This window comes from Brevundimonas aveniformis DSM 17977 (genome assembly GCF_000428765.1).
Classification (GTDB): domain Bacteria; phylum Pseudomonadota; class Alphaproteobacteria; order Caulobacterales; family Caulobacteraceae; genus Brevundimonas; species Brevundimonas aveniformis.
Map to the genome: position 1 here is coordinate 406,003 of NZ_AUAO01000001.1, position 23,339 is coordinate 429,341.

Here is a 23,339-nt window from a genome sequence, read left to right on the forward strand (position 1 = left end):
GATGCAGACCCGCGCTATCCAGGAAGTTCCCCAGCGCCTCTCCCAGGCCGAAGCGGACGCCATCTGCGCCCGACACGAACGGCTATGGCGCGCCCGGCCCGGCGGTGCGCGGGGCGTATTTGCCTGGATGGACCTGAGCGGCTTGGATTTTTCAGGTCGAAATCTGACAGATACGGACTTCTCAGGCGCGATCGCAGTCGGCTGCAACCTGTCCGGGGCCAAGCTGGACAACGCCAATCTGTTTGGGGCTGACCTGCGTGAGGCGGACCTTTCCAACGCCAGCCTGCGGCGGGCGGACCTGCGCGGTGCCTGTCTGCGCGGGGCCAATCTGTCTGGCGCTGACCTGTTCGAGGCCGATCTGCGCGAGGGCGCTCTGGCCACGGCTGACGCTAGGACGGGCTATCGCGTTCTCAAGCCGGACGGTCGCCCGTCGGACGCCCAGGGCGTGTCCCTGGTTGGGGCCAACCTTGAACGGTCACGGTTGACCGGGATCATCGCGGTGCGGGCCGACTTTACCGACGCGGTCATGCGTGACTGCAAGCTGGTGCGCGCCAATCTCAAACAGGCCACGTTCAACGGGGCGGATCTGGCGGGATCGGATCTGTCTGGAGCCGACCTCTCAGGGGCAGATCTGACCGACGCCGTTCTGGTCGGGATCAAGACCGAGGCCTGGCGCACCGACGGGGCGGACCTGTCCGGTGCCTTGACCGATGCCGGGTCCGGCCAGCGCAATGTCTCGCCGCAGCAGGCGGCCGAGCGTCTGGGGGCCCATGCTCGCTGGTGCGAGTCCTCGGGCAAGGATGGCCAGCCCTCCGTTTTCGATGACCTCGACCTGCGCCTGCTCGAATCGGTGCGCGGCTTTAATCTGACGGCCCTTTCGGCCCAACGCGCAGTTTTCTATGGCCTCGACATGGAGGGCGTAAAGCTCCAGGGGGCCCATCTCGAGCGAGCCGATCTGCGCACCTGCAATCTGCGCGGCGCGGACTTGCGCGGCGCCCGGCTGGCCGGGGCGAAGCTCAACGACGCCGACCTGCGTCAGGCTCACCTGGGTCCTCTGCTGATCGGACAGGACCGGCTTCTGCCGGCGGACCTGACCGGGGCGGTTCTGCGCGGTGCAGACCTGTCCGGCGCTGACCTTCGCCATGCCTGCCTGGCCGAAGCCGATCTGCGGCGCGCCCGCCTCGCCGGGGCCCAGACAAAACTCGCCGACTTCACCCTGGCCCAGCTCGTCGGCGCGAGCGGCCTGGACCATCCCTCCAAGGAAACACCCCAATGAACACCGGCCATCGACGTTTGAGCCAGGGCGACCTGGAAATGATCCTGGTGTCGCACGAACGCTATGTCTCGGGCCGCAGCGGCGGACGTCGCGCCATGCTCAAGTTCGTGGACCTTTCGGGACTGGATCTGGCCGGGCGTCGCCTGGACGACGCCGATTTCACCGGCTGCGTCTTTGACCACGCCCGCCTCATCCGCACCCAGCTTGAGCGGGCAGTCCTCTTCGGCTGCGACCTGCGCAAAGCGGACCTGAGAGGGGCCAACCTGCGCCGCGCGGACATCCGGGGGGCCTGTCTGCGCGGAGCCAATCTGTCGCTTGCGGACCTCACCCAGGCCGACTTCCGCGAAGGCAAGATCGGCATTCCCCACCCGGAAAAGGGGCTGACCGCCCTTCGCCACGAGGTCCGTTCGGGGGAGGCCGACGAGGTCAATTTCTCAGGCGCCACCCTGGATCAATCGAACTTCAACGGTGTGTCCGCCTTCGCGGCGGATTTCTCCGACTGTTCGATGCGGGGGGCCAAGCTGACCGGGGCCAATCTCAAGGACGCCAATCTGGCTGGTGCCCTGCTCGAGGGGGCCGACGTGGTCGGAGCCAACCTGGAGGGCGCCCGCTTCAATGGCGCGGTTCTCGCCGGCTGTGACATCGACAAGGCCAAGATCGACAAGGCCGACATGACCGGGTGTCTTCGCTCGCCGGTGGCCGATGGCACCAGTCTGCAAACGCTGGGTCAGGCCATCGCCGAGGCGGAGTCCTGGGCCCGCTCGGGCGGTAAGGACGGGACGCCGGCCCTGATGGATCGGTTGGATCTTCGCCCGTTGCTGGACGGCCTCAAGGGACGGCGGCTTCCAGCCATGAGTGCACGCGGGGCCTGTATGGTCGGCATGGACCTGTCCGGTGTCGAGCTTCAGGGGGCTAACCTCGAGAATGCCGATCTACGCGGTGCTATTCTGCGCGGTGCCGACCTGCGGGGCGCTCGACTGGGCGGGGCCAATCTGGTCAAGGCCGACCTGAGAGGCGCCCAGCTGGGGCCGCTCCCGATCGGCGCAAACCGGACCCTTCCCGCCGATCTGACCAGCGCCCGGCTTCGCTATACCCAACTTCAGCAAGCCGATCTGACCCAGGCCGGCCTCAAACAGGCCGACCTGCGCGGCGCGGATCTCACCGGGGCGGTCCTCGTCGGGGCCATGCTCGCCGGCGCAGAACTGGGGGAGGTCGAGGGCCTCAACCTGGCGGCGTGAAGCAAAAAAGGGCGGCCCCGTCGGGACCGCCCTCTTTCAGGTCTATCCAATCCAGGCTTAGGCCGACTTGGACTTGCGCGCCGGCTTGGCCTCAATGACCTCGTCGCTCGAGGCCGAGATCGGGATGGTGCGGGGCTTCAGCGCCTCGGGCAGCTGACGCTCCAAGCCAATCTGAAGCAGCCCGTTCTCAAGCTTGGCTTGCGTGACCACGACATAGTCTGCCAGCTGAAAACGGCGCTCAAAGTCGCGCTCCGCCAAGCCGCGGTGCAGGAAACGGCGCTCATCACTTCCATCGTTGGCCGCCTTGCGACCGGTCACGATCAGCACGTTCTCCTTGGCCTCGATATTCAGCTCTTCGGGCTTGAAGCCGGCGACCGCCAGCTCAATCCGGTACTGGTTCTCGCTCAGACCTTCGATGTTGTACGGGGGGTAGCCTTGGCCCTCGGTCTTGGAGGCCGCTTCCAGCATCGTGAACAGTCGGTCGAAGCCAACGGCCGAGCGGGTCAGTGGGGCAAAATCATAGGTGCGCATTTCAAGTCCTCCTGAAATCAGCAAGGTGAACCGTCCGGCGTCTTCCCGGGACGATCTGGGATCAGATGGTGTCGGCCCCTTCCTGGGCACCGGCGTCATCCGCGAAGGCCCGACCATCGGCGCCTTCGACAAATCAGATGGGATACCGGAGCACCCGCGCAAGGGGTGCGCGGGTGACCGAGCGGTTTGATGTGTCTATTAATCCCCGGAATCGATCTGGAGTTTGTGATGCGCCCTGCCCTCGCCGCCCTTGTTTCCCTGGCCCTTCTGTCCCCGAGCGTGACCTGGGCCCAGACATTTCCGATCGAGCGGGGTCAGGCGGCGCGGCCCGATTTTTCCGAGGACGACACGCTTCAGGCGGTGATCGATTCTCCGCTGAGGTCCGCCGAGGCGCGCGCCCGCGATGCGTTTCGTCATCCCTTCGAAAGCCTGACCTTCTGGGGTCTGCGTCCCGGGATGACGGTGGTGGAGATCGAACCGGGTGCCGGTGCCTGGTGGACCGACATTCTCGCGCCGTACACAGCCAGCACCGGCGGTCGCTATGTTGCCGCCTGGGTCGACACGACCAACCCGCAGACGTCCCAGGGCGCGCGCGATGCCCGAGCCGCCCTTCAGGCCCGGTTTGATGCTGATCCCTCCACCTTTGGTCCGGCCACGGTGGTCGATTTCGGACCGCAATCAGGCGTCGGCCTGCCGGACCAGAGCGCCGATATGGTCTTGGTGGCACGGGCCTTCCACAACTGGGCCAGGGCCGAAGGCCGAACGGATCGTTACATGGCTGAGTTCTTCCGGGTGCTGAAGCCGGGCGGCTATCTGGTCGTCGAACAGCACCGGGCTGCGGACGGTACCGACGTTCAGGCCACTGCTCCGACGGGCTATGTGCCCGAAGCCTATGTAATCGAGGCGGCTCAGCGCGCCGGATTTGTCCTGGAGGCGCGCAGCGACCTCAACGCCAATCCGATGGACGGGCGCGATCATCCGTTCGGGGTCTGGACGCTTCCGCCGGTTCGGCGTTCGACCCAGGATGGGCGGACCCTGACGGGCGCTGAGCGCGACCACTTCGACGCCATTGGGGAATCCGACCGCATGACCCTTCGCTTCGTGCGACCGACAGCGGCGGACAACTGAGGGCAACCTGCCGATCGGGATCGCTTTGACGCCCCTCGCGGCGCAGTTTAAGCCGTTCGCCAGCCTGTTTTCCGCTTGAAGAAGTCGACCGCTCTTGGCCCGAGTATCTGCGAACAATCTCCATGGATTGAGCCGCCGCCATCTGCTGCTCGCGGCCGGTGGTCTGGCCCTGGCGGGCTGTGGACGCGGTCAGGGCGAGCCTCAGAACGACGAACCGGTCGATCCGAATGCGCCTCCCGTCGGGAGCCTGGCCTGGGCGGTTGCCGGTAACTGGCGGGCCGACGGTCGACCGCGCGACGCCTGGCGTCATCCGGTTGAGACGCTTGAGTTCTTCGAAGTCGCGCCGGATCAAACGGTCGTCGATATGTGGCCGGGTGCCGGCTACTGGACCGAGATTCTGGCCCCCTATCTCGCACGCGGCGGTGGGCGTCTGTACTGCGCCAACTTCCAGGTCGAACGTCCCGAACCCGGTCAGGATCTCAGCAACGGGGCCAATCTGGCGACTGCCCAGCTGGTCGCGCGGTTCCGGGAGCGATTTGAGGGCAACCGGCGCCTCTATGGCGAAGTGGCCATGACCGAATTTGGTCCAACTAGTGGACCCGTCGCCCCCGCCGCCTCGGCGGATCTGGTTCTGTTCATGTCCCAGCTGCACAACTGGATGGCTGCCGGCATCGCCGAAAAGGCCTTTGAAGATGCCTATGCCGCCCTCAAGCCCGGCGGGACGCTCGGCATCGAACAGCACCGCGCCCCGGTCGGCTCGATCCAGGATCCGGCGGCGGCTGACGGCTACGTCCAGGAGGCCTTTGTCAAACAGCTCGCCGCTGAGGCCGGCTTCGCCTTTGTCGCGGCCAGCGAAATCAACGCCAATGCGGCCGATACCCGCGATCATCCGTTCGGCGTCTGGACCTTGCCGCCCGAAAGGCGCTCAGCCCCGCGCGGAGAGGCTCCTAACCCTTCGTTTGATCATTCTCCCTATGATGCCATTGGGGAATCTGATCGCATGACACTCAAATTCAGAAAGCCGACCGCGTGAATCGCGCCCAAGCCTATGCTGCGAACGCGCCCTTGATGGGTGTACCGGGAGCCATGCCGCCGCCGGGCGGTGAGGGTGAATGGTATCGTGGTGCCGGGGGATTGCGCCTGCGCGCCGCCTTCTGGACGCCGGCATCGCCGCCGCGCGGAACGGTCATCTTCTCGGCCGGTCGGACCGAGCCGATCGAGAAATACTACGAGCTCTATGCCGATCTCCTGGCGCGTGGGTTCTGTGTTCTGGCCCACGACTGGCGCGGGCAAGGGCTGTCGGCGCGGCTCCTGCCTGACCGCATGCGCGGCCACGCCCGGGCGGTTGAGGAGTTCCTCGACGACTACGGCCGCCTGCTCGACCATTTCCAGGACCGCATGCCCAAGCCCTGGATCGCGGTGGCCCACTCGATGGGAGCCGCCTTCAATCTTCTGACGCTGGAACAGGGTGAGCCCCGTATCGACGGGGCGGTGCTGTCCAGCCCCATGCTAAGCATCACCACGGGCAAACGCTCCATGTGGTCGGCCAAGTTGGCCGTCCGATGGAACCTGCGCCACGGTCGCTCGGCGGACTATGTGCTGGATGATATGGACGACCCGTTTGAGCACACCTTCGAGGACAACGCCCTGACGCGGGACGCCCACCGCTACGAGCTGTTCCGACAGCAGCTCTACGCCTGTCCGCACCTGGCTATCGGCGGACCGACCTGGGGCTGGCTGGCGACCGCCTTCGACGCCGGCGAACGGGCGCTCAAGCCGCGGGCGCTCAAGTCGGTCAAAATCCCTGTGTCGATTATACAGGGGGGAGACGACACCCGGGTCTGGAAACAGACCAATCGTTGGGCAGCCAAGCGCCTGGGGCGCGGTCGCTATGTCGAGATCAAGGACGCCCAACATGAGATCCTGGCCGAGTTGGACGAGGCGCGGGAAGCGTTCCTGACCGAATTCGATGCCATGGCGGACTATCTGACCTCGCGCGGGCAAGCGGCGGCCTAGCTCGCCAGCAACCCGCGCATGGACTGGGCCAGGCCCGGATCACCCACCGCCAGCAGACTGGACTCGCCGCTGGGCTCGGCTCCGGCCCAGTCTGTGACCGTCCCGCCCGCACTCCGAACCAGAGCCGTCGGTGCCGCCCAGTCCCACGGCTTGAGACCCGTCTCGGCGACGGCATCCATCCGCCCTGCGGCCACCATGGCATAGGCATAGGCATCACACCCCAGGCGAGCCAGGCGTGTCGCGGTACGCAAGGCATCCCAGCCGCGCTTCTGCTGGACGTCGAACAGGATCGGGTCGGTCGTCGAGATGACTGCGGCCGACAGCTCAGGACAGGCCCGGGCGCGGATCGGTGTAGAGATGCCGCCCGCAACCCGGCGCGCGCCGGACGGACCCCCCACAAAGACCTCGCCCAGAGCCGGGGCGGCCACTGCCCCGATCACCAGCTCGCCGGCCTGTCGCAGGCCGATCAGCGTCGTCCACAGCGGAAGGCCGGAAATAAACGCCCGTGTTCCATCGACCGGATCGACGATCCAGACGAACTCGGCACCGGGCCGATCGGTCCCATACTCTTCACCGATGACACCGTGATCGGGAAAGCGGGCCTGAATCAGCTGACGGATCACAGCCTCGGCCCCTCGGTCGGCTTCTGTGACAGGATCGAAGCCCGCCGCATCCCCCTTGTCCTCATGCGCGCATCCGGCACGAAAGATCGGGACCGCGACATCCGCCGCAGCCCCGCAGAGTTCCAAAGAGAATTCTTCAAGTCGTTTCAGATCGGTCATGACCGACGCGGCATGGCACAGGGCCGCGCGCCGGTCACGGGCCAAACCACATCAGGCGGGATCGCCACCTTCAGCATGCAGCGACTTGGCCAGATCCAGAAGGCGACGACGAGGGCGCTCTTCCAGCTGATAATAGGCCTGGATGAGGTCCAGGGTTTCCTTGCGCGAGAACATGTCGGAACGTTCCGGGCGCGTTACCTGTTGCTCCAGGGCCTCGGCCAGGCCGTCGTAGAAGTAGCTGACGGGCGTTTCCAGGGCCTCGGACAGCTGCCAAAGGCGCGCCGCCGAAATGCGGTTGGCCCCGCATTCGTACTTCTGGATCTGCTGGAAGCGGATCCCGACCTGCATGGCCAGTTGTTGTTGCGTAAGACCCAGCAGGCGGCGGCGGCGGCGCAGGCGCTTGCCCAGGTGAAGATCAATGTCGGTCGCCATTGGTCCGTTTTCCTCGATAGCGACCGTCCCATTCTTGGACGGCTCGCCTGACAAGCGGCAAGGCTCGTGCCGCACACGAAATCCTCCCTTCTTGTTCCCCGTGTGGCAGGTGCCGCCCCTTGGCGGCGCGGCCCCAAGGGGTTAGGACCGCCCGGCTCCCAACTCCCAGGACTGGCATGATCGCGGAAATCGGGCATCTCGCCCTCATCCTGGCATTTCTTCTGGCCCTGGTTCAGGCCGCCATGGGACTGAGTGGTGGCGCTCGCCGTGATAGCCGCCTGATGGCGGGGGCCCGCGCCTCGGCCCTGTTCCAGCTCCTGTTCGTCGCCATGGCATTCGTTGCCCTGGCGATCTGCTATCTGATCCCCGACTTCTCGGTGGCCCTGGTCCAGCAACACAGCCACTCGACCCAGCCGTGGCCCTACCGGCTGGCGGCTACCTGGGGCAGCCATGAAGGCTCGCTGCTGTTGTGGGTGCTGATCCTGGCCATCTATGGAGCCGCAGCGGCCCTGTTCGGGCGGCGGCTGCGTCCGACCCTGGTGTCGCGCATGCTGGGGGTCCAGGCGTTGATCGCGGCGGCCTTTCTGGGATTTGCGCTGTTCACGTCCAACCCGTTCCTGCGACTGCACCCGGCTCCGCTGGATGGGGCAGAGCTCAATCCGCTGCTGCAGGACCCCGGCCTGGTCCTGCATCCGCCGCTGCTCTACCTCGGCTATGTCGGCTTCTCGGCGGCTTTCTCTTTGGCGGCAGCGGCCCTGATCGAAGGGCGCGCTGACATGGCCTTCGCCCGCTGGCTGCGCCCCTGGATCATCGCGGCCTGGTCGGCCCTGACGCTGGGCATCGCCTTGGGGTCGTGGTGGGCCTATTACGAACTGGGCTGGGGCGGCTGGTGGTTCTGGGACCCGGTCGAGAACGCCTCGCTCATGCCGTGGCTGGCCGGCACGGCCCTGCTCCATTCCGCCATTGTGCTGGAGAAGCGCGGGGCACTGATCAGCTGGACGCTCTTGCTGTCGATCCTGACCTTTTCGCTGAGCCTGCTGGGCACCTTCCTGGTGCGTTCAGGCGTTCTGACCAGTGTGCATGCCTTTGCGGTCGATCCTGCGCGGGGCACGGCGATTCTGGGCTTTACGGTACTGGCGACAGGCGCGGCGCTGGCCCTCTACGGCTGGCGGGCCCCGTCGATGCAGACCGGCGCGGTCTTTTCCCCCGTCTCGCGCGAGGCCGGTCTGGCCCTGAACAACCTATTCTTGATGGCGGCCACGGCGACGGTGTTTCTGGGCACCTTCTATCCGGTCTTTGTCGAGGTCCTGTCGCAGGGTCAGGACCGCATCTCGGTCGGACCGCCCTACTATGCCATCACCTTTGTCCCACTGGTTTTGCCGCTGCTGGCCATCGTCGCTTATGGCCCGATGCTGAACTGGAAGCGGGACAGCCTCAAGGCGGTCACCGGGCGGCTGAAGTGGCCGCTGCTGATCGCCGCCCTCGCTCTGGTCGTCGCCATTTTTACTCTGGGCCCGTCGCATGTCCTTCAGATTCTCGGCGCGACGCTTGGGGTCTGGCTGATCGCCGGATCGGCCTGGGTGCTGGTTCGCCGCTGGACGGCGGCCGGTCGCGACGAGATCGGCTGGCGTATCCGCAAAACACCGCCGGCGGTCTGGGCCTTGTGCCTGGCTCATGCGGGCCTCGGCATGACGGCGCTAGGCATCGCCTCGGTCACGGCCCTGGAAACGGAAACTGTCGCGACCCTGACGCCCGGCCAATCGGTCGACTTCGCCGGACGCCGCATGACCTTGACCGGAGCGGAAATCGTCGAGGGTCCTAACTATCGGGCCGAGCGCGTGATCCTGCACGCCACAGGCCCCGGCGTGAACCGCGAGATCATCTCGGAGCGTCGCTTCTATCCGGTGACCGGCACCTGGACGACCGAGGCGGGCATCGATCTGACGCCCCTGGGGGCCTACTACGTCTCGGTGGGTGAGCGCCGGGGTGACGGCGTCGTCATCCGGGCCTGGAATCATCCGATGGTCGGCTGGATCTGGTGGGGTGGGCTGGTGATGGCCTTCGGCGGTGCTCTCAGCCTGGCAGATCGACGCCTGCGTCTGGCCGCGCCCGCGCCGCGCGCGCCCGCGAAGACCGCGGAGGCCGCACCATGATCCGGCGGCTTATGTTCTTTGTACCGGTCGTGGCCCTGGCCGTTCTGGCGGGACTTCTCTGGCTGGGGCTAGGACGCGACCCCGAGGCCCTGCCCTCGACCCTGATCGACCGCCCCCTTCCGGCCTTCGAACTGGCCCCGGTTCGGACCGGCGAAGACCACGGCCTGGCCACAACCGATCTCACCGGTCGTCCGATGCTGCTGAACGTCTTTGCCAGCTGGTGTGTCGGCTGTCGGCTCGAGCATCCGTTCCTCATGGAGCTGGCTGGGCGTGGCGTGGTCATCCAGGGCCTCGACTGGAAGGACCCCCCAGGGGCCGGAGCCGCCTGGCTGGCGGAACACGGCGACCCCTATGCGCGCGTCGGCGATGATCCCGACGGGCGAACCGGGATTGATCTGGGTGTATCCGGCGCGCCCGAAACCTTTATCGTCGACGCCCGTGGGCGTGTCCGGCATCGCCATGTCGGGCCGATCACACCCGAGGTCTGGGAGACGGAACTGCGCCCGATCCTTCAGCGACTGGAGGCCGAAGGATGAAGCGAGCTGCCCTGATCCTGACGGCCCTGATCCTGATGGCCTCAGCGCCGCCTCCGCCTGCGCCGGTCGAAGATCGACCGCTGGCAGATCCGGCCCAGGAAGCCCGTGCCCAGGCGATCCACGAATCGTTGCGGTGTGTCGTTTGCCAGAACGAGTCCATTGCTGAATCCGGGGCCGTCCTCGCCGCCGACCTGCGCCAGGTCGTGCGCGAGCGCGTCAGCGCCGGCGACAGCGACAAGGAGGTCCGCGCCTTCATGGTCGAGCGATATGGTGACTTCGTCCTGCTCAAACCGCCATTTGAGGCAGCGACCTGGCTACTCTGGCTCGGCCCGTTTGCCGTTGTCCTGATCGGGGCCGGGGCGGTGTTTGCCTACCTGCGCCGTCGGCGAAGTGCCGGGGAAGCGACACCCCTGACGCGCGAGGAACGGGCGCGCCTTGATGCCCTTCTGGCCGAGGAGGACGAGGCATGATCTGGCTTGTTCTGGTCCCCATGGCCGCCTTGGCTGCCATGGCGGTGCTCCTGCCGTTCATTCGCCCCGACCGGACCGAACCCCTGCCCGAGCCGGCCCAGCCGCTGGCTCTGAAAGATCGGCTGGCCGAGATCGATAGACAGGCCACTGACGGTGACCTCAGCGAAGGCGAAGCCAGCGCCCTGCGGCTGGAAGCGCATCGCCGGATTCTTGCGGAGGCCCGAACGGCGAACGGCATGGCCCGCCCCTTGAGTCTGCGGGGCCGCCGGATCGTCGGCATCGGCGCGGCCGTCCTGGTCTTTGCGGGGGGGCTGGGGCTGTATGCGCTTCTGGGTCGGCCCGATCTGGCCCGCCCGGATGCCGCGGTTTCCGCGCCGGCCGACAGCTCGCTGAACCGGATGATCGCCGCCCTGGAGACGCGCGTTCAGGAAACCCCCGACGATGCCGAGATGTGGCGTATCCTGGGACAGGCCTATTCCCAGGCCGGACGCTTTGAGCCGGCCGCCGGGGCCTATGCGCGGGCCGCCCTGTTGATGCCCGACGATGCCCGCCTGCATTCGGCACTGGGTGAAGCCCTGGTTCAGGTCGGCGACGGGGTGGTCACCGACGATGCGCTCGTCGCCTTTCGGGCTGCGGTAGCCCGCGACCCGAACGACCCGCGCGCGCGCTACTTCCTTGCCCTGCACAAGGACCAGACCGGCGACCGCGACGGGGCCATGGAAGACTGGATCGCCCTGTTGAACAGCGCGCCAGCGGATGCGCCCTGGGCACCCCAGGTCCGTGCCCTCGTCGATCAGGTCGCTGCCGAGCGCGGCATCGACGTCTCAGGGCGGATCACAGGATCGGACGCGAGCGGATCACGAGGTTCCTGATTTCGGTCATGCCCTCCATGGCAAAGCGCACGCCTTCGCGGCCCAGGCCGGAATCCTTGACCCCGCCGTACGGCATGTTGTCGACCCGGTAGGACGGAACGTCGCCCACGACGACACCTCCGACCTCAAGCCGGTCCCAGGCCATCAGGGCCTTGCTGAGATCATGGGTGATGACCCCGGCCTGCAGGCCAAAGCGGCTGTCATTGACCTCGTCCAAAGCCTTGGCGAAGTCAGTGTAGCTCTGCAAGGTCGCCACTGGACCGAAGGCTTCTTCGCGGTTCAGCTTGGCGTCGTGGGGCACATCCTCGACCAGGGTCGCCTGCATCATGCAGCCGTCGCGCTCGCCCCCGACCAGCACCCGCGCGCCGCCGTCGACCGCCTCCTGGATCCAGTCTTCCAGCCGCCTCGCCTCGCCCTCGTCGATCACCGGCCCGATGAAGGTGTTCTCGTCCTTGGGGTCGCCGCAGACCAGCGACGCCGTCTTTTCGACCAGCCGCGCCTTCAGGTCGTCATAGATGTCGGCGTGGATCAGAATCCGCTGCACGCCGATGCAGGACTGGCCGGACTGATAGAAGGCCCCGAAGACGATCCGCTCGACCGCGTCGTCCAGATCGGCGTCCCGGTCGACGATGACAGCGGCATTTCCACCCAGCTCCAGCACGACCTTCTTGCGTCCCGCCCTGGCCTTCAACGCCCAGCCGACATCCGGCGATCCTGTGAACGACAACAGCTTCAGCCGGTCATCGGTGGTGAACAGATCCGCCCCGTCGCGGGTCGCCGGCAGAATGGAGAAGGCCCCCTTGGGCAGGTCCGTCTCGGCCAGAACCTCCCCGATGATCAGTGCCCCCAACGGCGTCTTGGAGGCCGGCTTCAAGACAAACGGACAGCCCACCGCCAGCGCCGGTGCCACCTTGTGCGCCGCCAGGTTCAGCGGAAAATTGAACGGAGAAATGAAAGAGCACGGTCCGATCGGCACGCGCTTCCAGATGCCCTGATAGCCTTTCGCCCTTGCCGAAATGTCCAGTGGCTGATGCTCACCGGTGATGCGGACGCTCTCCTCAGCCGCCACCCGGAAGGTGTCGATGAGACGGGTGACCTCGCCGCGCGAATCCCGGATCGGCTTGCCGGCCTCCACGCAGAGCGACCAGGCCAGCTCTTCGGCCCGTTCCGTAAAGCGGGCGACACAGTGCATCAGCACCGCCTGACGTTCATAGGCCGCCATGTCGCTCATCGGCTCGCTGGCCTTCACCGCCCAGCCGATCGCCTCGTGGATGACGTCCGGGCTGGCCATGGCCACGCGCGTTGCCACCCGGCCGGAGTATTTGTCGGTAACCTCAAGATCGGCGTTCGGCTGCACCGGCTCATTGGCGAGGTAGAGGGGGTAGGTGTCCTTGAGCTGGAACATGGCGCGGCTCCCTTTGCTGGGCCAGCGGTATGGGACTGGAGCCCACGGAGCAAGCCGCCTACATAGGCGACATGACCGATATCCCCGAGATCGAAGGTGCTGCACCGGGCAAGACGCTGAGCCCCGAGGCCAGGCGTGCGCTCGAAGAGGCGGCCGCGCGGCGGGCGGCGACACCCTCGAGCGACCTGCCCCCTGAAGCCGGCGGCCGTGGCGGCGAGGAACCGACCCGCTACGGGGATTGGGAAAAGAAGGGCCTGACCGTCGACTTCTAACCCACCGCGGGAATCTTAAGGTTAAACCGCCGTTTACTCGGTGTTTGGGTTTGAAGCCTTGCACGCTTCGGCGCTGACTGGTGCCATGAGACAGCTCCTGCCCGCTCTTGCGCTTTTTGCCGTCGCGGCCTTCCCGGTCGCGGCCCATGCTGAACTCTCCGGCTTTAACGGCGGTGACCGCGGTGGCGGTGGCAGCTACGGCGGCGGCTACGGCGGCGGCGGTTGCAATACCGGCTGCGGCGGTGGCGGAGGCCATGGTGGCGGACATGGTGGCGGTCATGGCGGAGGGGGCCATGGGGGTGGTCATGGCGGCGGTCGCGGCGGCGGCGACGTCAACATCGACATCAATGTCTCCAGCCACTCATCGGCTAGCGCCGGGGCCTATGCCGCCGCCTCATCTCGCGCCTACGGTTATGCCGCTCAGTCGGATTTCTACGGCGGTTCACAGTCCCAGAGCATCGCCTATGGCTCGCCCCCCGCCGGGGGTGGCGGCTACGGCTATGGCGCGGCCTGTGCCTCTCCATGCGGCGTTACGCCCGTCGGCTATACTGTTGCGCCCTATGGCCCGGGCGGGCCCTTTGTCACCTATACGGTCGTCGACAGCCGGTCCTATCGCCGGGAGTACAGCCGCGAAGAGGTTTCGCACCGCTATTCAGATTCCTACGGGCGTCGTTCCGAGGGCGCGCGTCGCTACGAATGCAGCTACGACAGCCGCTACGATCAAGCGGCGAACTGTGATCAAGACGTCCATGACGACCGCTCACGGGGTGACTACGTCCAGGCCTTCCACGACGGCTATCAGACCGGCTACAGCGACGGCTATTACAGCCGCGACTGCGACTGCTACGTCCAGCAGGAGCCCCCGGCTCCGCCGCCCCCGCCGGTGACGCAAGCGCCCGATACCTACCACGATCCTACTGAGCCGGATCGCGGTTGCTATCGGGGTGGTTCGGGCGAGTGCGGCTGACCTAGCCCGCAACGACGCCGGCGACGGCGACGGCCAGGGCCGCCAGGGCAATCACAAACCCCGCCGCTCCCCAGTCATCACCTCGGCGCTCCTGGATGATCACCGGAGGCTGGGGCGGTGTCTCGACCAGGCGGATCAGCCCACGCACCGCCCGACGCAGCTCCTCAAGGCCGTCCTTGATCTGACCGCGCGGGCCCAGTTCTTCGCGAATCCACCGCTCGACCACCGGCCGGGCCGCGGCCCACAGATCGTGATCCGGGTTCAGCCGCCGGGCCACGCCCTCAACCGATACCATCGTCTTCTGCAGCAGGATCAACTCGGGCCGCAGCCGCATGTCGAACAGGGCCGTGATCTCGAAGAGCTGACCGAGCAACCGCCCCATCGACACCTGACTGGCCTGTTTGCCGATCACCGGCTCTCCCACCGCACGCAGGGCCTGGGCAAAGGTTTCGACCGAATGCTGGGCCGGCACATAGCCGGCCTCGAAATGCACCCGCGCAATCCGGTCATAGTCCCGCGAAATGAAGCCCCAGAGAATTTCGGCCAGATAGCGCCGCTCTGACGGCCCAAGCCGCCCGACAATGCCGAAATCGATCGCCGTCAGCTTGTCCGGGGCCTCGGCGAACAGATTGCCTTCGTGAAGGTCGGCATGGAACACGCCGTGATCCAGCGCCTGACTGAGGAAGGCCCGCACGACCTTGTCGGCAAGCTCATTCTGATGAAACGCCGGATCCGCGACAATGTCCGGGTCTGTCATCGGAATACCGGGGGCCCAGGTCAGGGTCAGGACCCGTTTGCCGACCCCCTCCCAGACGACGGACGGTGCCGACATGTAGCCGTCCTTGGCCATGACCTCAGCCAGTTCGGACGCCGCGGCCGCTTCCAGCCGCATATCCAGTTCCAGGTCCAGCGCGCGCGCTATCGTTTCGACGAAGGCCGACGGCTCCAGCCGCCGCGCGATCGGGATCAGCCGCCAGACGATGCGCGCGCCCAGGCGCATGGAATCCAGGCCCTTCTCGACCTGCCGCTCGACGCCGGGGCGCAGCACCTTGACCGCGACCTTGGTTCCGTCGGCCAGCCGCGCCGGGTGCGCCTGGGCCAGCGACGCGGCGGCCACCGCCGGTTCGAAATCGGCGAACAAGGCCTCGACCGGCTTGCCCAACGACCGCTCGACCTCGCGCCGGGCCTGGTCGACCGGGAAGGGCGGCAGGGCGTCTTTCAGGCGGCCGAGATCACGGGCGAACTCCAGGCCGAAGATGTCCGCGCGGGTCGCCAGCACCTGACCGAGCTTGATCGCCACCGGCCCCAGTTGTTCGAAGGCCTTGCCGAGGCGTTGGCCGGGCCGTCCCTGTTTGCCCTGACGCCCGGAGAAGAGCTGGACCGTCCAGGCGAAAGGTCGGCTCCATGCCGGCAACAGCGGATTGACCTCGCGCGGCACCAAGGCGTCGTAGCGCGCCAGCACCCACAGCCAGCCCCACAGGCGAAAAAAGGCCGTGACCGGGTTCCTGACCGGATGGTCAGCCGGCGGCGGCGGCGGATCGCGATAGACCGGCCCGCTCAGATCGCCCACCCATGGTGAAGGGCCGCAACCCCGCCGGAATAGTCCGTCCAGCCGACACGCCCGAAACCGGCGTCCTCGATCATTTTTGCGAACGTCTTCTGGTCCGGGAACCGGCGGATCGATTCCACCAGATACTGATAGCTGTCGCGGTCGCCCGTCACCGCCTGGCCGATGGCCGGGATCGCATTGAATGACCAAGCGTCATAGGCCGCCCGGATGGCCGAGGCCTTGGGCCGCGAAAACTCCAGACACAGGAACCGCCCGCCAGGCTTCAGCACCCGTCGCGCCTCCGCAAGGGCCGTCGGCACATGGGCGACATTGCGGATGCCGAACGAGATCACATAGGCGTCGGCCACCGCGTCCGGGATCGGCAGGTTCATGGCGTCGCCGACATTCCAGGTCATCTCGGGCTCGCCGCCCTTCTTGCGACCGGCGGCAATCATCTCGGCGTTGTAGTCGATCACCATGACCGTTGCGTCCGGCCCGCCGCGCCGCTGCTGGACCTTGCGGGCCATCTTCGAAAAGCGCCGCGCCATGTCGCCGGTGCCGCCGGCCAGATCGAGGATCAGTTCGCCCGGCTGGGGGTTTAGGCGGTTAGCCGCCATGTCCTTCCACAGGCGGTGGACGCCCCCGGACATCAGGTCATTCATCACGTCGTAGCGGTCTGCCACGCTGTCGAAGACGCCGCGCACCAGGCGCACCTTCTCGCGCGCATCGACGTCGCGGAAACCAAAGCTGGAAGTGGACGGGGCCTCGCTCATGCGCGGGGCTTTAGCGCCTTATCGCGCCTGGGTCACGCCACCACGATCCGTAACATCACCCACGCGGCGGGGTTGGCCGGCAAACTCTGCCGAAAAGGCCGGATCAATCAGGCTGCGAAAGGCGCTCTGCGGCACCACGATCTGATAGGAACCCTCGACATAGGGGCCCACCTGATAAGGGCCGATCAGGAATTCCAGACCACCGACCCGACCGCTGGTCGTCGAGGCCGCCAGGACAAAAGGCGTCTGGGCCGCACGCGGACACGACCAGTCACCGTCGGTGCCCACCGACAAATGCGATGGCTCGCCGGTGGTGGCGGCCCGCGCCGTATTGATGGCATCACACAGGGCCTGATCCAGGACCGACATATCCGCCCCGCGCCGGAACAGCGAGGCCGGCTGCAGACGACGATCCGCCGTCTTGTCCCAAAGCACCGCGCCAAAGGACGAATTCGGATGCGCCCCGCCGGTGTATTCGAAATTGACCTCCGTCAGGCTCAGCAGGCGTGCACTCTGACCGGCCATCTCATAGGTGACGCTGCGCTCATAGGGAGGAAAGCCGTCCTCACCGGAATATTCCGTGTGATCGGACTGGGCCCCCTCGAGGAAGGCCCGCATGCCCTGAACCTCTTCGCGATAGAGGGTTGCATGCAGGTCGGGATAGGCAATGACGGCTTCCGGCAAGGTCAGTTCGACATCGGCATAGGCGGTTTCGCGCGAATAGGTCAGGGGCGCGGCCTGCTCGGCCTCTGTCACCTGCGGATCGGCTTGGGGTTGCGCAGGCGGCGCTTCGGCTACCGTGCGGGTCGCTTCATCGTCGGTGCCACGCTGGCACGCCGCGACCAGGACAAGAGCCGCGAGGGCGAAATGGACCGGCTTCATCGTCAACTCCACAACAGGCCGCCCGACACTATCGCGACCAGAAGGATGAGTCCCGCCTCGCGATTGGACTTGAACAGTTTCAGCGCCAAAACAGGGTCGCCGGTACGAAGCGACCGGACCTGCCAGGCCAGATGCCCCGCATAGACCAGCATTCCGATGGCGAAAATCGGACCGAGCCCGGCCTGTGAGCCCGCCAGGGCCGCACACAACACCGCCAGGGCATAGAAGAGGGCCACCCCGGTTCGGACCCGTCCACCCAGCCGCCGGGCCGAGGACTTCACCCCGACCATGGCATCATCCTCGATGTCCTGCAGCGCATAGATGGTGTCGTAGCCGAGCGTCCAGAACACCCCGCCGAGGTAAAGCAGGATCGCCGGGATCCAGACCTCCGGCGCCAGTCCGACTGCATGAGAGGTTGGCGGCATGAGCCAGCGATCCCAGACAAAGGCTCGATACTCGATCAGGAGCTCCGTCGGCAGAAGGGCTCCGGCCGATGCCACGATGGAAGCTGCGAAGCCCATCAGGGCGCCCCAGTTGAAGGTCAGCCCCAGCCACGCCTGCGGCCACCAGGTGATCCGCTTCATGAACGGATAGGCCGCCACCAGCACAAGCGACCCCACCCCCAGCCAGATCGCCGTGACGGGCAGGGTCAGCAGGATACCCAGGCTGACCAGGCAGCACGCCGCAATAAACGCCAGCGCCTGTTTCAGGCTGATCCGCCCGGAGGCGATCGGCCTGTCGGCGGTCCGGGCGACCTGTCGGTCGATGTCGCGATCAACCACATCATTGAAGGCGCATCCCGCAGCGCGCATCAGAACTGCGCCGACGGCGAACGAAACGAAAAGCCAAAGGTGATAGGCGAACGGCCCGGTTCGATACTGGACCATGGCCAGGGCGATCCCCTGCCAGCACGGGATCAGCAACAGCCAGATGCCGATGGGTCGGTCGAACCGTCCCAGCTTCAGCCAGGGCTTGAGCGTCTCGGGGGCAGATCGGTCGACCCAGTTGGTCCGATGGGCGTCCGGGAGGTGATCGCTCACCGCGCCATCCGCCCATCCGTCAGGGCCGAGGCCTCGAACGGGAAACACACATCCGCATCCACCGGCTTGACCTTCACGCTAAGGTCCGGGGCCCCGATCTGGCGCACCAGATGCCGCATGACGTTCAGTCGCGCCTTTTTTTTCTTATCGGTGGCCACGATGGTCCAGGGCGCATGCGCCGAATGGCTCCGGGTCAGCATGACATCGCGCGCCTCCGTATAGGCTTCCCAGCGCACTTGCGCCTCCGCATCCAGCGACGACACCTTGAACCGCTTCAGCGGATCGTCCACTCGCGCCTCCAGCCGCTCCGCCTGTTCGGCCTTGGAGATATCCAGCCAGAACTTGATGATCTGGACCCCGCCCTCGGTGAGCGAATGCTCAAACCCCGGCACGTCGCGGATGAAGTCCGCCTGCTGTTCCGGCGTGGAAAAACCCATCACCACTTCGACCCCGGCCCGGTTGTACCAGGAGCGGTCGAACAGCACGATTTCCCCCGCCGCCGGCAGATGCGCGACGTAGCGTTGGAAATACCACTGGCTGACCTCCCGGTCCGACGGCTTGGGCAAGGACACCACCCGCGTCTGGCGCGGTGCCATATGCTCGATCACCCGCTTGATCGCGCCGCCCTTGCCCGCGGCATCGCGCCCCTCGAACACCACGAGGATCTTGCGCCCCTGCGCAATCGCCCACGCCTGGCTCTCCACCAGGGCGATCTGAAGCTGTTCAAGTTCGGCCTCATAGGCCTTGGTGGCTTTCTTGCTCATCGACTACCCTTACAGTGCCCTCTCGCTTGGCGGGAGGGTCTAGCCGTACCTGATTTACGTCCGTAGAGGGGCGAACAGGTCGGCAGGTTTCTCTGTCTTTCGTCATCCTCCGGCGCGCGGAGCGCGACCGGGGGACCCAGACCAGGGCCTGAAGCCGGCCCCCTTCCCTCCGATGGCGCTGGATCCCCGATCTGCGCCACCTTGCGGCTTGTCGGAGGATGATGAGAGGGGGCGTCACGACACGGCCTCCCTCAAGGCCGTCGCCGCCTCGCCGTGGCCATGCACCTCGATGTCGCCCAGATCCATCCAGGCCGCCATATCCTGGAGGCGTTCCGCCAGGGCCGGCGCGATGTCGAGCGGCTGGGCGTGGTCTTCGCGATGCACCGCCTGCACCCGCAACACCCGGGCCTGTCGGTCCGCCTTCAGATCGCACCGCGCCGTCAGTCGCTCGCCTTGAAGGAACGGTAGGACGTAGTAGCCATGCACCCGCTTGTGCGCCGGCACATAGATTTCAATCCGATAGTGAAAGCCGAACATCCGTTCGGCCCGCTCACGCCGCCAGATCAGATTGTCGAACGGCGACAGCAGGGCCGTCGCCTCGACTTTCCGGGGCCGGGGCGCGTCTCGGTACAGCCACGCCGCCTTGCCCCAACCCCTGACCTGAACCGGAACCAGAACCCCCTCTTCCGTCAACTCAGCGATCCGCGCGCGCGTCTCGCCCGGGTCCGTGCGGAAATAGTCTCTGAGATCCGTCTCGGTCGCCACGCCCATGGCCCGCGCCGCGATCTCGATCAGGCCCCGCTGGGCGTCCTCTACCGTCGGCGTCGGCGTATCGAGCACGCTCTGGGGCAACACCCTCTCGGGTAGATCATACAGCCGCTCGAACCCCCGCCGGGTCGCCGTCGTCACCAACCCGGCCCAGAACAGCCATTCGACCGCCCGCTTGCCGTCCGACCAGCCCCACCAGCCGCCGGCGCCTTTGCCCGCCTGTTCCAGCTCGCCCGCCGACAGCGGCCCGCGCCGCCGGACCTCGTCAAGCACCTGTTCGATATAGGTCCGCTTCTCTCGCCCGAACCGCGCCAGACCCGAATAGGTCCCCACCCCGGCCTCGGCCCTCGCCATGCGCCAGCGCAACAGCGGCTGATAGGCCATCGGGATCAGCGATGCCTCATGCCCCCAATATTCAAACAGAGCTTTGCGCTTGCCCCAGGCCAGGGCGTCCATATCCGCATGGTCATACGCCCCCAGCCGCGCGAACGGCGGCAGATAGTGCGATCGGCTCAGCACATTCACCGAATCGATCTGGATCAGCCCAACCCGGTCGAACACCCGCCTCAGGTGCGCCTTACCCGGTTTGGCAGGTCGTCGATCCCCAAACCCTTGCGCCAGCAGCGCGACCCGGCGGGCCTGGAGGTCGGAGAGCGTTTCGGTCGCGGTCATGCGATGTTCTTAGTGTGTTCCTGTTCTCAAGTCTCGCCTCCCATCGTGACCGCGATGGGGAGAAGACGTCAGACCTACCCCCGCCGCCAGGTCGCGCCGGTCGGCCCGTCCATGACCACGACATTCAACGCCGCCAGCTCACCGCGGATACGGTCCGCCTCGCCCCAGTCCTTGGCCGCACGCGCGGCGGCGCGCGCCTCCAGAAGGGCCTCGACCTGGGCCTTGAAGCCGTCATCCGCCCCGCCCTCGAACCAGGCGTCGGGGTCCTGCTGAAGCAGGCCCATCAGTGCTCCGCCCGCCAGAAGCTCCCCGGCCCGTGCCGCCGCTGTCTCGACTTCGCCATCGTTCAGCGCCCGCTCGACCGCCCCGGCGGCATCGAACAGCACGGCCATCGCCGCCGGTGAGTTCAGATCATCCGACAGGGCATCCAGCAGGAGTTGCGGCGGCGCACTGTCAGAAATCCCGCCTGCGGCGCGCGCGCGCTTGAGCGCGCCGTACAGCCGATCCAGGTTCTTCCTTGCCTGATCGACCAACTGATCGGTCCAGTCCAGCGGGCCGCGATAGTGCGCGCTCAGCAAGGCCCAGCGCAGAACCTCGCCCGGCTGCCGCTCCAACAGCTCCGTGATCAAGCTCACATTGCCCAGGCTCTTGGACATCTTCTCGGCGTCCATGGTCAGAAAGCCGTTGTGCATCCAATAGCGGGCAAAGTCCGTATTGGTCGCCAGCCCGTGCGCCGCGCACGACTGGGCGATCTCATTGGTATGGTGCGGAAAGATCAGGTCCAGCCCACCGCCGTGAATATCGAACGGCAGCCCCAGCACCTTCTCGGACATGGCCGAGCATTCGATATGCCAGCCGGGGCGCCCCGGCAGGGGCTGGCCCGTCGTCGGGTCGTGCGGGCCGTCCCAAGCCGGCTCAGCCGGCTTTGACGGCTTCCACAGCACAAAGTCCGCCGCGTGGCGCTTGTTCTGCGCCACCTCAACGCGGGCCCCGGCCACCATGTCGCTCAGCGACCGATTGGACAGCGCCCCATAACGCCCCGTTCCGGCATCATAGCCTTCCACGTCGAACAGCACTTCGCCATCCGCGACATAGGCGGTGCCGTCTGCCAGCATGGCTTCGATCAGGGCGATCATCTCGGCCATATGGGCCGTCGCGCGCGGCTCGACGGTCGGACGCAGGCAGCCTAGAGCGTCCAGATCGCCGTGATAGATATCGGTATAGCGTTCGGTGATGACGCCGATCTCGACGCCTTCCTCGGCGGCTTTCTGATTTATCTTGTCGTCGACATCGGTGATGTTGCGCGCATAGACGACCTCCCGCTCAGGGTAGAGCCGCTGCAACAGGCGGAACAGCACATCGAACACCACCGCCGGGCGCGCGTTGCCGATATGGGCGTGATTATAGACGGTGGGGCCACAGACATACATCGTCACCCGCTCGGCCTGTGCCGGTTCGAACACGCGCTTTTCGCGGCTCAGGGTGTCGTGCAGCTTCAGAGGCATTCAGGCGTTCCTTGGCGGGAGCGGGATTTTTCCCCATATAGCCCAACCTCAAGCCCGGCCAACGCCGGACAGACGGATTTCGAGTACCATGGACGCCTTCAAGCCCAAGCTGGTCGGTAACGACGACCGCCCCCGCCCGACACGCGAGCAGGCGATGGACGCGGTGCGGACCTTGATCGCCTGGGCCGGTGACAATCCCGAACGCCCAGGCCTGGTCGATACCCCGCGCCGGGTTGTCGACGCCTATGGCGAGTGGTTCGAAGGCTATGATCAGGACGCCAGCCGTGAACTGGCACGCATCTTCGAGGACGTGACCGGCTATGACGACATGGTCGTGCTGCGCCATGTCGAGGTCGAGAGCCACTGTGAGCACCACATGGCCCCGTTCATCGGCCAGGCGACGGTCGCCTATATCCCCGGGGACAAGGTGGTCGGAATCTCCAAACTGGCCCGGGTCGTCGAAATCTTCTCGCGACGGCTACAAAGCCAGGAAACCCTGACCAATCAGATCGTCGAGGCCATCGAATCGGCGCTTCAGCCCCGGGGTGTGGCCGTCCTCATCGAGGCTGAGCATCAGTGTATGACGACCCGTGGCGTGAATCATCGTCACGTCTCGACGGTCACCAATCGCTTCACCGGTGCCTTCAAAGACGACCCGCGAATGGCGGATCGCTTCCTGAATCTCGCCCGACAGGCGTAATTTGGCCTTCTCTTCGCGCTAAGCCGCAGTCCGCGCTTTACAAGGCGGCTTCGTCCCGCCAAGAAACCCGCGACAGGTCCGCCGAGCGTGGGCCCCCAAGGAGGTTGGTTACGCATGGGTGCGAAACTCTCAGGTCCGTCTGGCAAGGGCGGCCCCGTTTCCCAGAACGCCGACATCAACGTGACGCCCTTCGTGGACGTCATGCTGGTGCTTCTGATCATCTTCATGGTGTCCGCGCCGCTGGCCACCGTGTCGATCCGTCTTGACCTGCCGCCGCCGGTCGATCCGCCGCCCGGTTCGCCGCCGCCGCCGCCGCCGACCTTCATCTCGATTGCCGAGGGTGGACGCCTGTTTGTCCTGACCGGTGAAGGCGCGCCGACCGAAGTGACCCTGCCGGGCCTCGACGGCGAACTGATGAGCCGCCTGGGTGACCGCGAAGAGCGCGTGATGATCCGCGCTGACGCCGATGTGCCCTACAACGACTTTATGACCGTGATGAACGATCTCCAGTCCAAGGGCTGGCTCCAGGTCGGTCTGATCAACGAAGATATCGAATAGGCCTTAATCGCCCGTTCAAATCCCGATAGCCGCCCCGGTGTTCGCGCCGG

General features: G+C 66.3%; 24 protein-coding genes. 13 read left to right on the plus strand and 11 right to left on the minus strand.

The genetic code is table 11. The features are described from left to right. The first annotated feature begins 1 nt into the window (after position 1). Together G391_RS0102065 and G391_RS0102070 are read left to right on the plus strand one after the other, a co-directional pair. On the plus strand, positions 2-1,276 hold the full coding sequence (locus tag G391_RS0102065) for a pentapeptide repeat-containing protein (RefSeq protein ID WP_029086040.1): 1,275 nt from the start codon (positions 2-4) through the stop codon (positions 1,274-1,276). Next, the gene (locus tag G391_RS0102070; protein ID WP_029086041.1) at positions 1,273-2,514 is read left to right on the plus strand and encodes a pentapeptide repeat-containing protein; all 1,242 of its coding nucleotides are present in this window, start codon (positions 1,273-1,275) and stop codon (positions 2,512-2,514) included. Before G391_RS0102065 ends, G391_RS0102070 begins: the two co-directional genes overlap by 4 nt. Before the next feature lie 57 nt (positions 2,515-2,571). On the opposite strand, the gene G391_RS0102075 is transcribed toward G391_RS0102070, so the two are convergent. After that, positions 2,572-3,045 (minus strand): Hsp20 family protein, encoded by a 474-nt coding sequence (locus tag G391_RS0102075; protein ID WP_029086042.1) that lies wholly within the window; start codon positions 3,043-3,045, stop codon positions 2,572-2,574. 225 nt (positions 3,046-3,270) lie between these two features. Here G391_RS0102075 and G391_RS0102080 point away from each other — a divergent pair, with 225 nt between their 5' ends. From G391_RS0102080 to G391_RS13570, 3 genes are all read left to right on the plus strand, one after another. Then, positions 3,271-4,173 carry a class I SAM-dependent methyltransferase gene (locus G391_RS0102080; RefSeq protein ID WP_035303710.1) on the plus strand — a complete coding sequence of 301 codons (903 nt, stop codon included), beginning with the start codon at positions 3,271-3,273 and terminating at the stop codon, positions 4,171-4,173. A gap of 127 nt (positions 4,174-4,300) precedes the next feature. After that, entirely contained in the window at positions 4,301-5,206 is a 906-nt protein-coding gene (locus tag G391_RS0102085; protein WP_029086044.1) for a class I SAM-dependent methyltransferase, read from the plus strand. Continuing rightward, positions 5,203-6,189 (plus strand): alpha/beta hydrolase, encoded by a 987-nt coding sequence (locus G391_RS13570; protein ID WP_035303475.1) that lies wholly within the window; start codon positions 5,203-5,205, stop codon positions 6,187-6,189. The genes G391_RS0102085 and G391_RS13570 overlap by 4 nt, the downstream gene beginning before the upstream one ends. Here G391_RS13570 and G391_RS0102095 read toward each other — a convergent pair. Both G391_RS0102095 and G391_RS0102100 read right to left on the minus strand, forming a co-directional pair. Beyond that, positions 6,186-6,971: an inositol monophosphatase family protein gene (locus tag G391_RS0102095; RefSeq protein WP_029086045.1), complete on the minus strand. Its 786-nt coding sequence runs from the start codon at positions 6,969-6,971 to the stop codon at positions 6,186-6,188. The genes G391_RS13570 and G391_RS0102095 overlap by 4 nt on opposite strands. A 51-nt stretch (positions 6,972-7,022) precedes the next feature. Next, positions 7,023-7,403, minus strand: a complete 381-nt coding sequence (locus G391_RS0102100) for a helix-turn-helix domain-containing protein (protein ID WP_029086046.1) — start codon at positions 7,401-7,403, stop codon at positions 7,023-7,025. Positions 7,404-7,579: 176 nt separating this feature from the next. Here G391_RS0102100 and G391_RS0102105 point away from each other — a divergent pair, with 176 nt between their 5' ends. Genes G391_RS0102105 through ccmI form a run of 4 tightly spaced genes read left to right on the plus strand, consistent with a single transcriptional unit; the run spans position 7,580 to position 11,434 of the window. After that, on the plus strand, positions 7,580-9,556 hold the full coding sequence (locus G391_RS0102105; RefSeq protein WP_029086047.1) for a heme lyase CcmF/NrfE family subunit: 1,977 nt from the start codon (positions 7,580-7,582) through the stop codon (positions 9,554-9,556). Then, complete coding sequence (locus G391_RS0102110; protein WP_051257057.1) at positions 9,553-10,092, plus strand: DsbE family thiol:disulfide interchange protein; 540 nt, start codon at positions 9,553-9,555, stop codon at positions 10,090-10,092. The genes G391_RS0102105 and G391_RS0102110 overlap by 4 nt, the downstream gene beginning before the upstream one ends. Further along, on the plus strand, positions 10,089-10,562 hold the full coding sequence (locus G391_RS0102115) for a cytochrome c-type biogenesis protein (RefSeq protein WP_029086049.1): 474 nt from the start codon (positions 10,089-10,091) through the stop codon (positions 10,560-10,562). Before G391_RS0102110 ends, G391_RS0102115 begins: the two co-directional genes overlap by 4 nt. Then, positions 10,559-11,434 (plus strand): c-type cytochrome biogenesis protein CcmI, encoded by an 876-nt coding sequence (gene ccmI / locus G391_RS15035; RefSeq protein WP_029086050.1) that lies wholly within the window; start codon positions 10,559-10,561, stop codon positions 11,432-11,434. The genes G391_RS0102115 and ccmI overlap by 4 nt, the downstream gene beginning before the upstream one ends. Here the strand turns inward: ccmI and G391_RS0102125 are convergent. Continuing rightward, positions 11,397-12,839: an aldehyde dehydrogenase family protein gene (locus G391_RS0102125; protein WP_029086051.1), complete on the minus strand. Its 1,443-nt coding sequence runs from the start codon at positions 12,837-12,839 to the stop codon at positions 11,397-11,399. The genes ccmI and G391_RS0102125 overlap by 38 nt on opposite strands. Positions 12,840-12,910: 71 nt before the next feature. On the opposite strand from G391_RS0102125, the gene G391_RS0102130 reads away from it, so the two are divergent. Both G391_RS0102130 and G391_RS15040 read left to right on the plus strand, forming a co-directional pair. Then, positions 12,911-13,111, plus strand: coding sequence for a DUF1674 domain-containing protein (locus tag G391_RS0102130; protein WP_035303714.1), 201 nt, complete (start codon positions 12,911-12,913; stop codon positions 13,109-13,111). An 85-nt stretch (positions 13,112-13,196) separates the two neighbouring features. Beyond that, positions 13,197-14,078, plus strand: coding sequence for a hypothetical protein (locus G391_RS15040; RefSeq protein WP_051257059.1), 882 nt, complete (start codon positions 13,197-13,199; stop codon positions 14,076-14,078). Between the two features lies 1 nt (position 14,079). Here the strand turns inward: G391_RS15040 and ubiB are convergent, their stop codons facing one another. From ubiB to cysS, 7 genes are all read right to left on the minus strand, one after another. Next, the gene (ubiB, locus tag G391_RS0102140; protein ID WP_029086053.1) at positions 14,080-15,648 is read right to left on the minus strand and encodes a 2-polyprenylphenol 6-hydroxylase; all 1,569 of its coding nucleotides are present in this window, start codon (positions 15,646-15,648) and stop codon (positions 14,080-14,082) included. Beyond that, on the minus strand, positions 15,636-16,400 hold the full coding sequence (locus G391_RS0102145) for a class I SAM-dependent methyltransferase (RefSeq protein WP_029086054.1): 765 nt from the start codon (positions 16,398-16,400) through the stop codon (positions 15,636-15,638). The genes ubiB and G391_RS0102145 overlap by 13 nt, the downstream gene beginning before the upstream one ends. Positions 16,401-16,418: 18 nt before the next feature. Then, complete coding sequence (locus G391_RS0102150; protein WP_029086055.1) at positions 16,419-17,282, minus strand: DUF3298 and DUF4163 domain-containing protein; 864 nt, start codon at positions 17,280-17,282, stop codon at positions 16,419-16,421. Between the two features lie 2 nt (positions 17,283-17,284). Further along, the gene (locus G391_RS0102155; RefSeq protein WP_029086056.1) at positions 17,285-18,322 is read right to left on the minus strand and encodes a UbiA family prenyltransferase; all 1,038 of its coding nucleotides are present in this window, start codon (positions 18,320-18,322) and stop codon (positions 17,285-17,287) included. Next, entirely contained in the window at positions 18,319-19,086 is a 768-nt protein-coding gene (ppk2, locus tag G391_RS0102160) for a polyphosphate kinase 2 (protein ID WP_029086057.1), read from the minus strand. The genes G391_RS0102155 and ppk2 overlap by 4 nt, the downstream gene beginning before the upstream one ends. A gap of 234 nt (positions 19,087-19,320) precedes the next feature. After that, a complete protein-coding gene (locus G391_RS0102165; protein WP_029086058.1) occupies positions 19,321-20,526 on the minus strand; it encodes a winged helix-turn-helix domain-containing protein in 1,206 nt (401 codons plus the stop codon). 74 nt (positions 20,527-20,600) lie between these two features. After that, positions 20,601-22,031: a cysteine--tRNA ligase gene (cysS, locus tag G391_RS0102170; RefSeq protein ID WP_029086059.1), complete on the minus strand. Its 1,431-nt coding sequence runs from the start codon at positions 22,029-22,031 to the stop codon at positions 20,601-20,603. 88 nt (positions 22,032-22,119) lie between these two features. Between cysS and folE the strand changes: the two genes are divergently transcribed. Together folE and G391_RS0102185 are read left to right on the plus strand one after the other, a co-directional pair. After that, entirely contained in the window at positions 22,120-22,731 is a 612-nt protein-coding gene (gene folE / locus G391_RS0102180; RefSeq protein ID WP_211226462.1) for a GTP cyclohydrolase I FolE, read from the plus strand. 114 nt (positions 22,732-22,845) lie between these two features. Beyond that, on the plus strand, positions 22,846-23,289 hold the full coding sequence (locus tag G391_RS0102185; RefSeq protein WP_029086061.1) for a biopolymer transporter ExbD: 444 nt from the start codon (positions 22,846-22,848) through the stop codon (positions 23,287-23,289). Positions 23,290-23,339 lie beyond the last annotated feature (50 nt).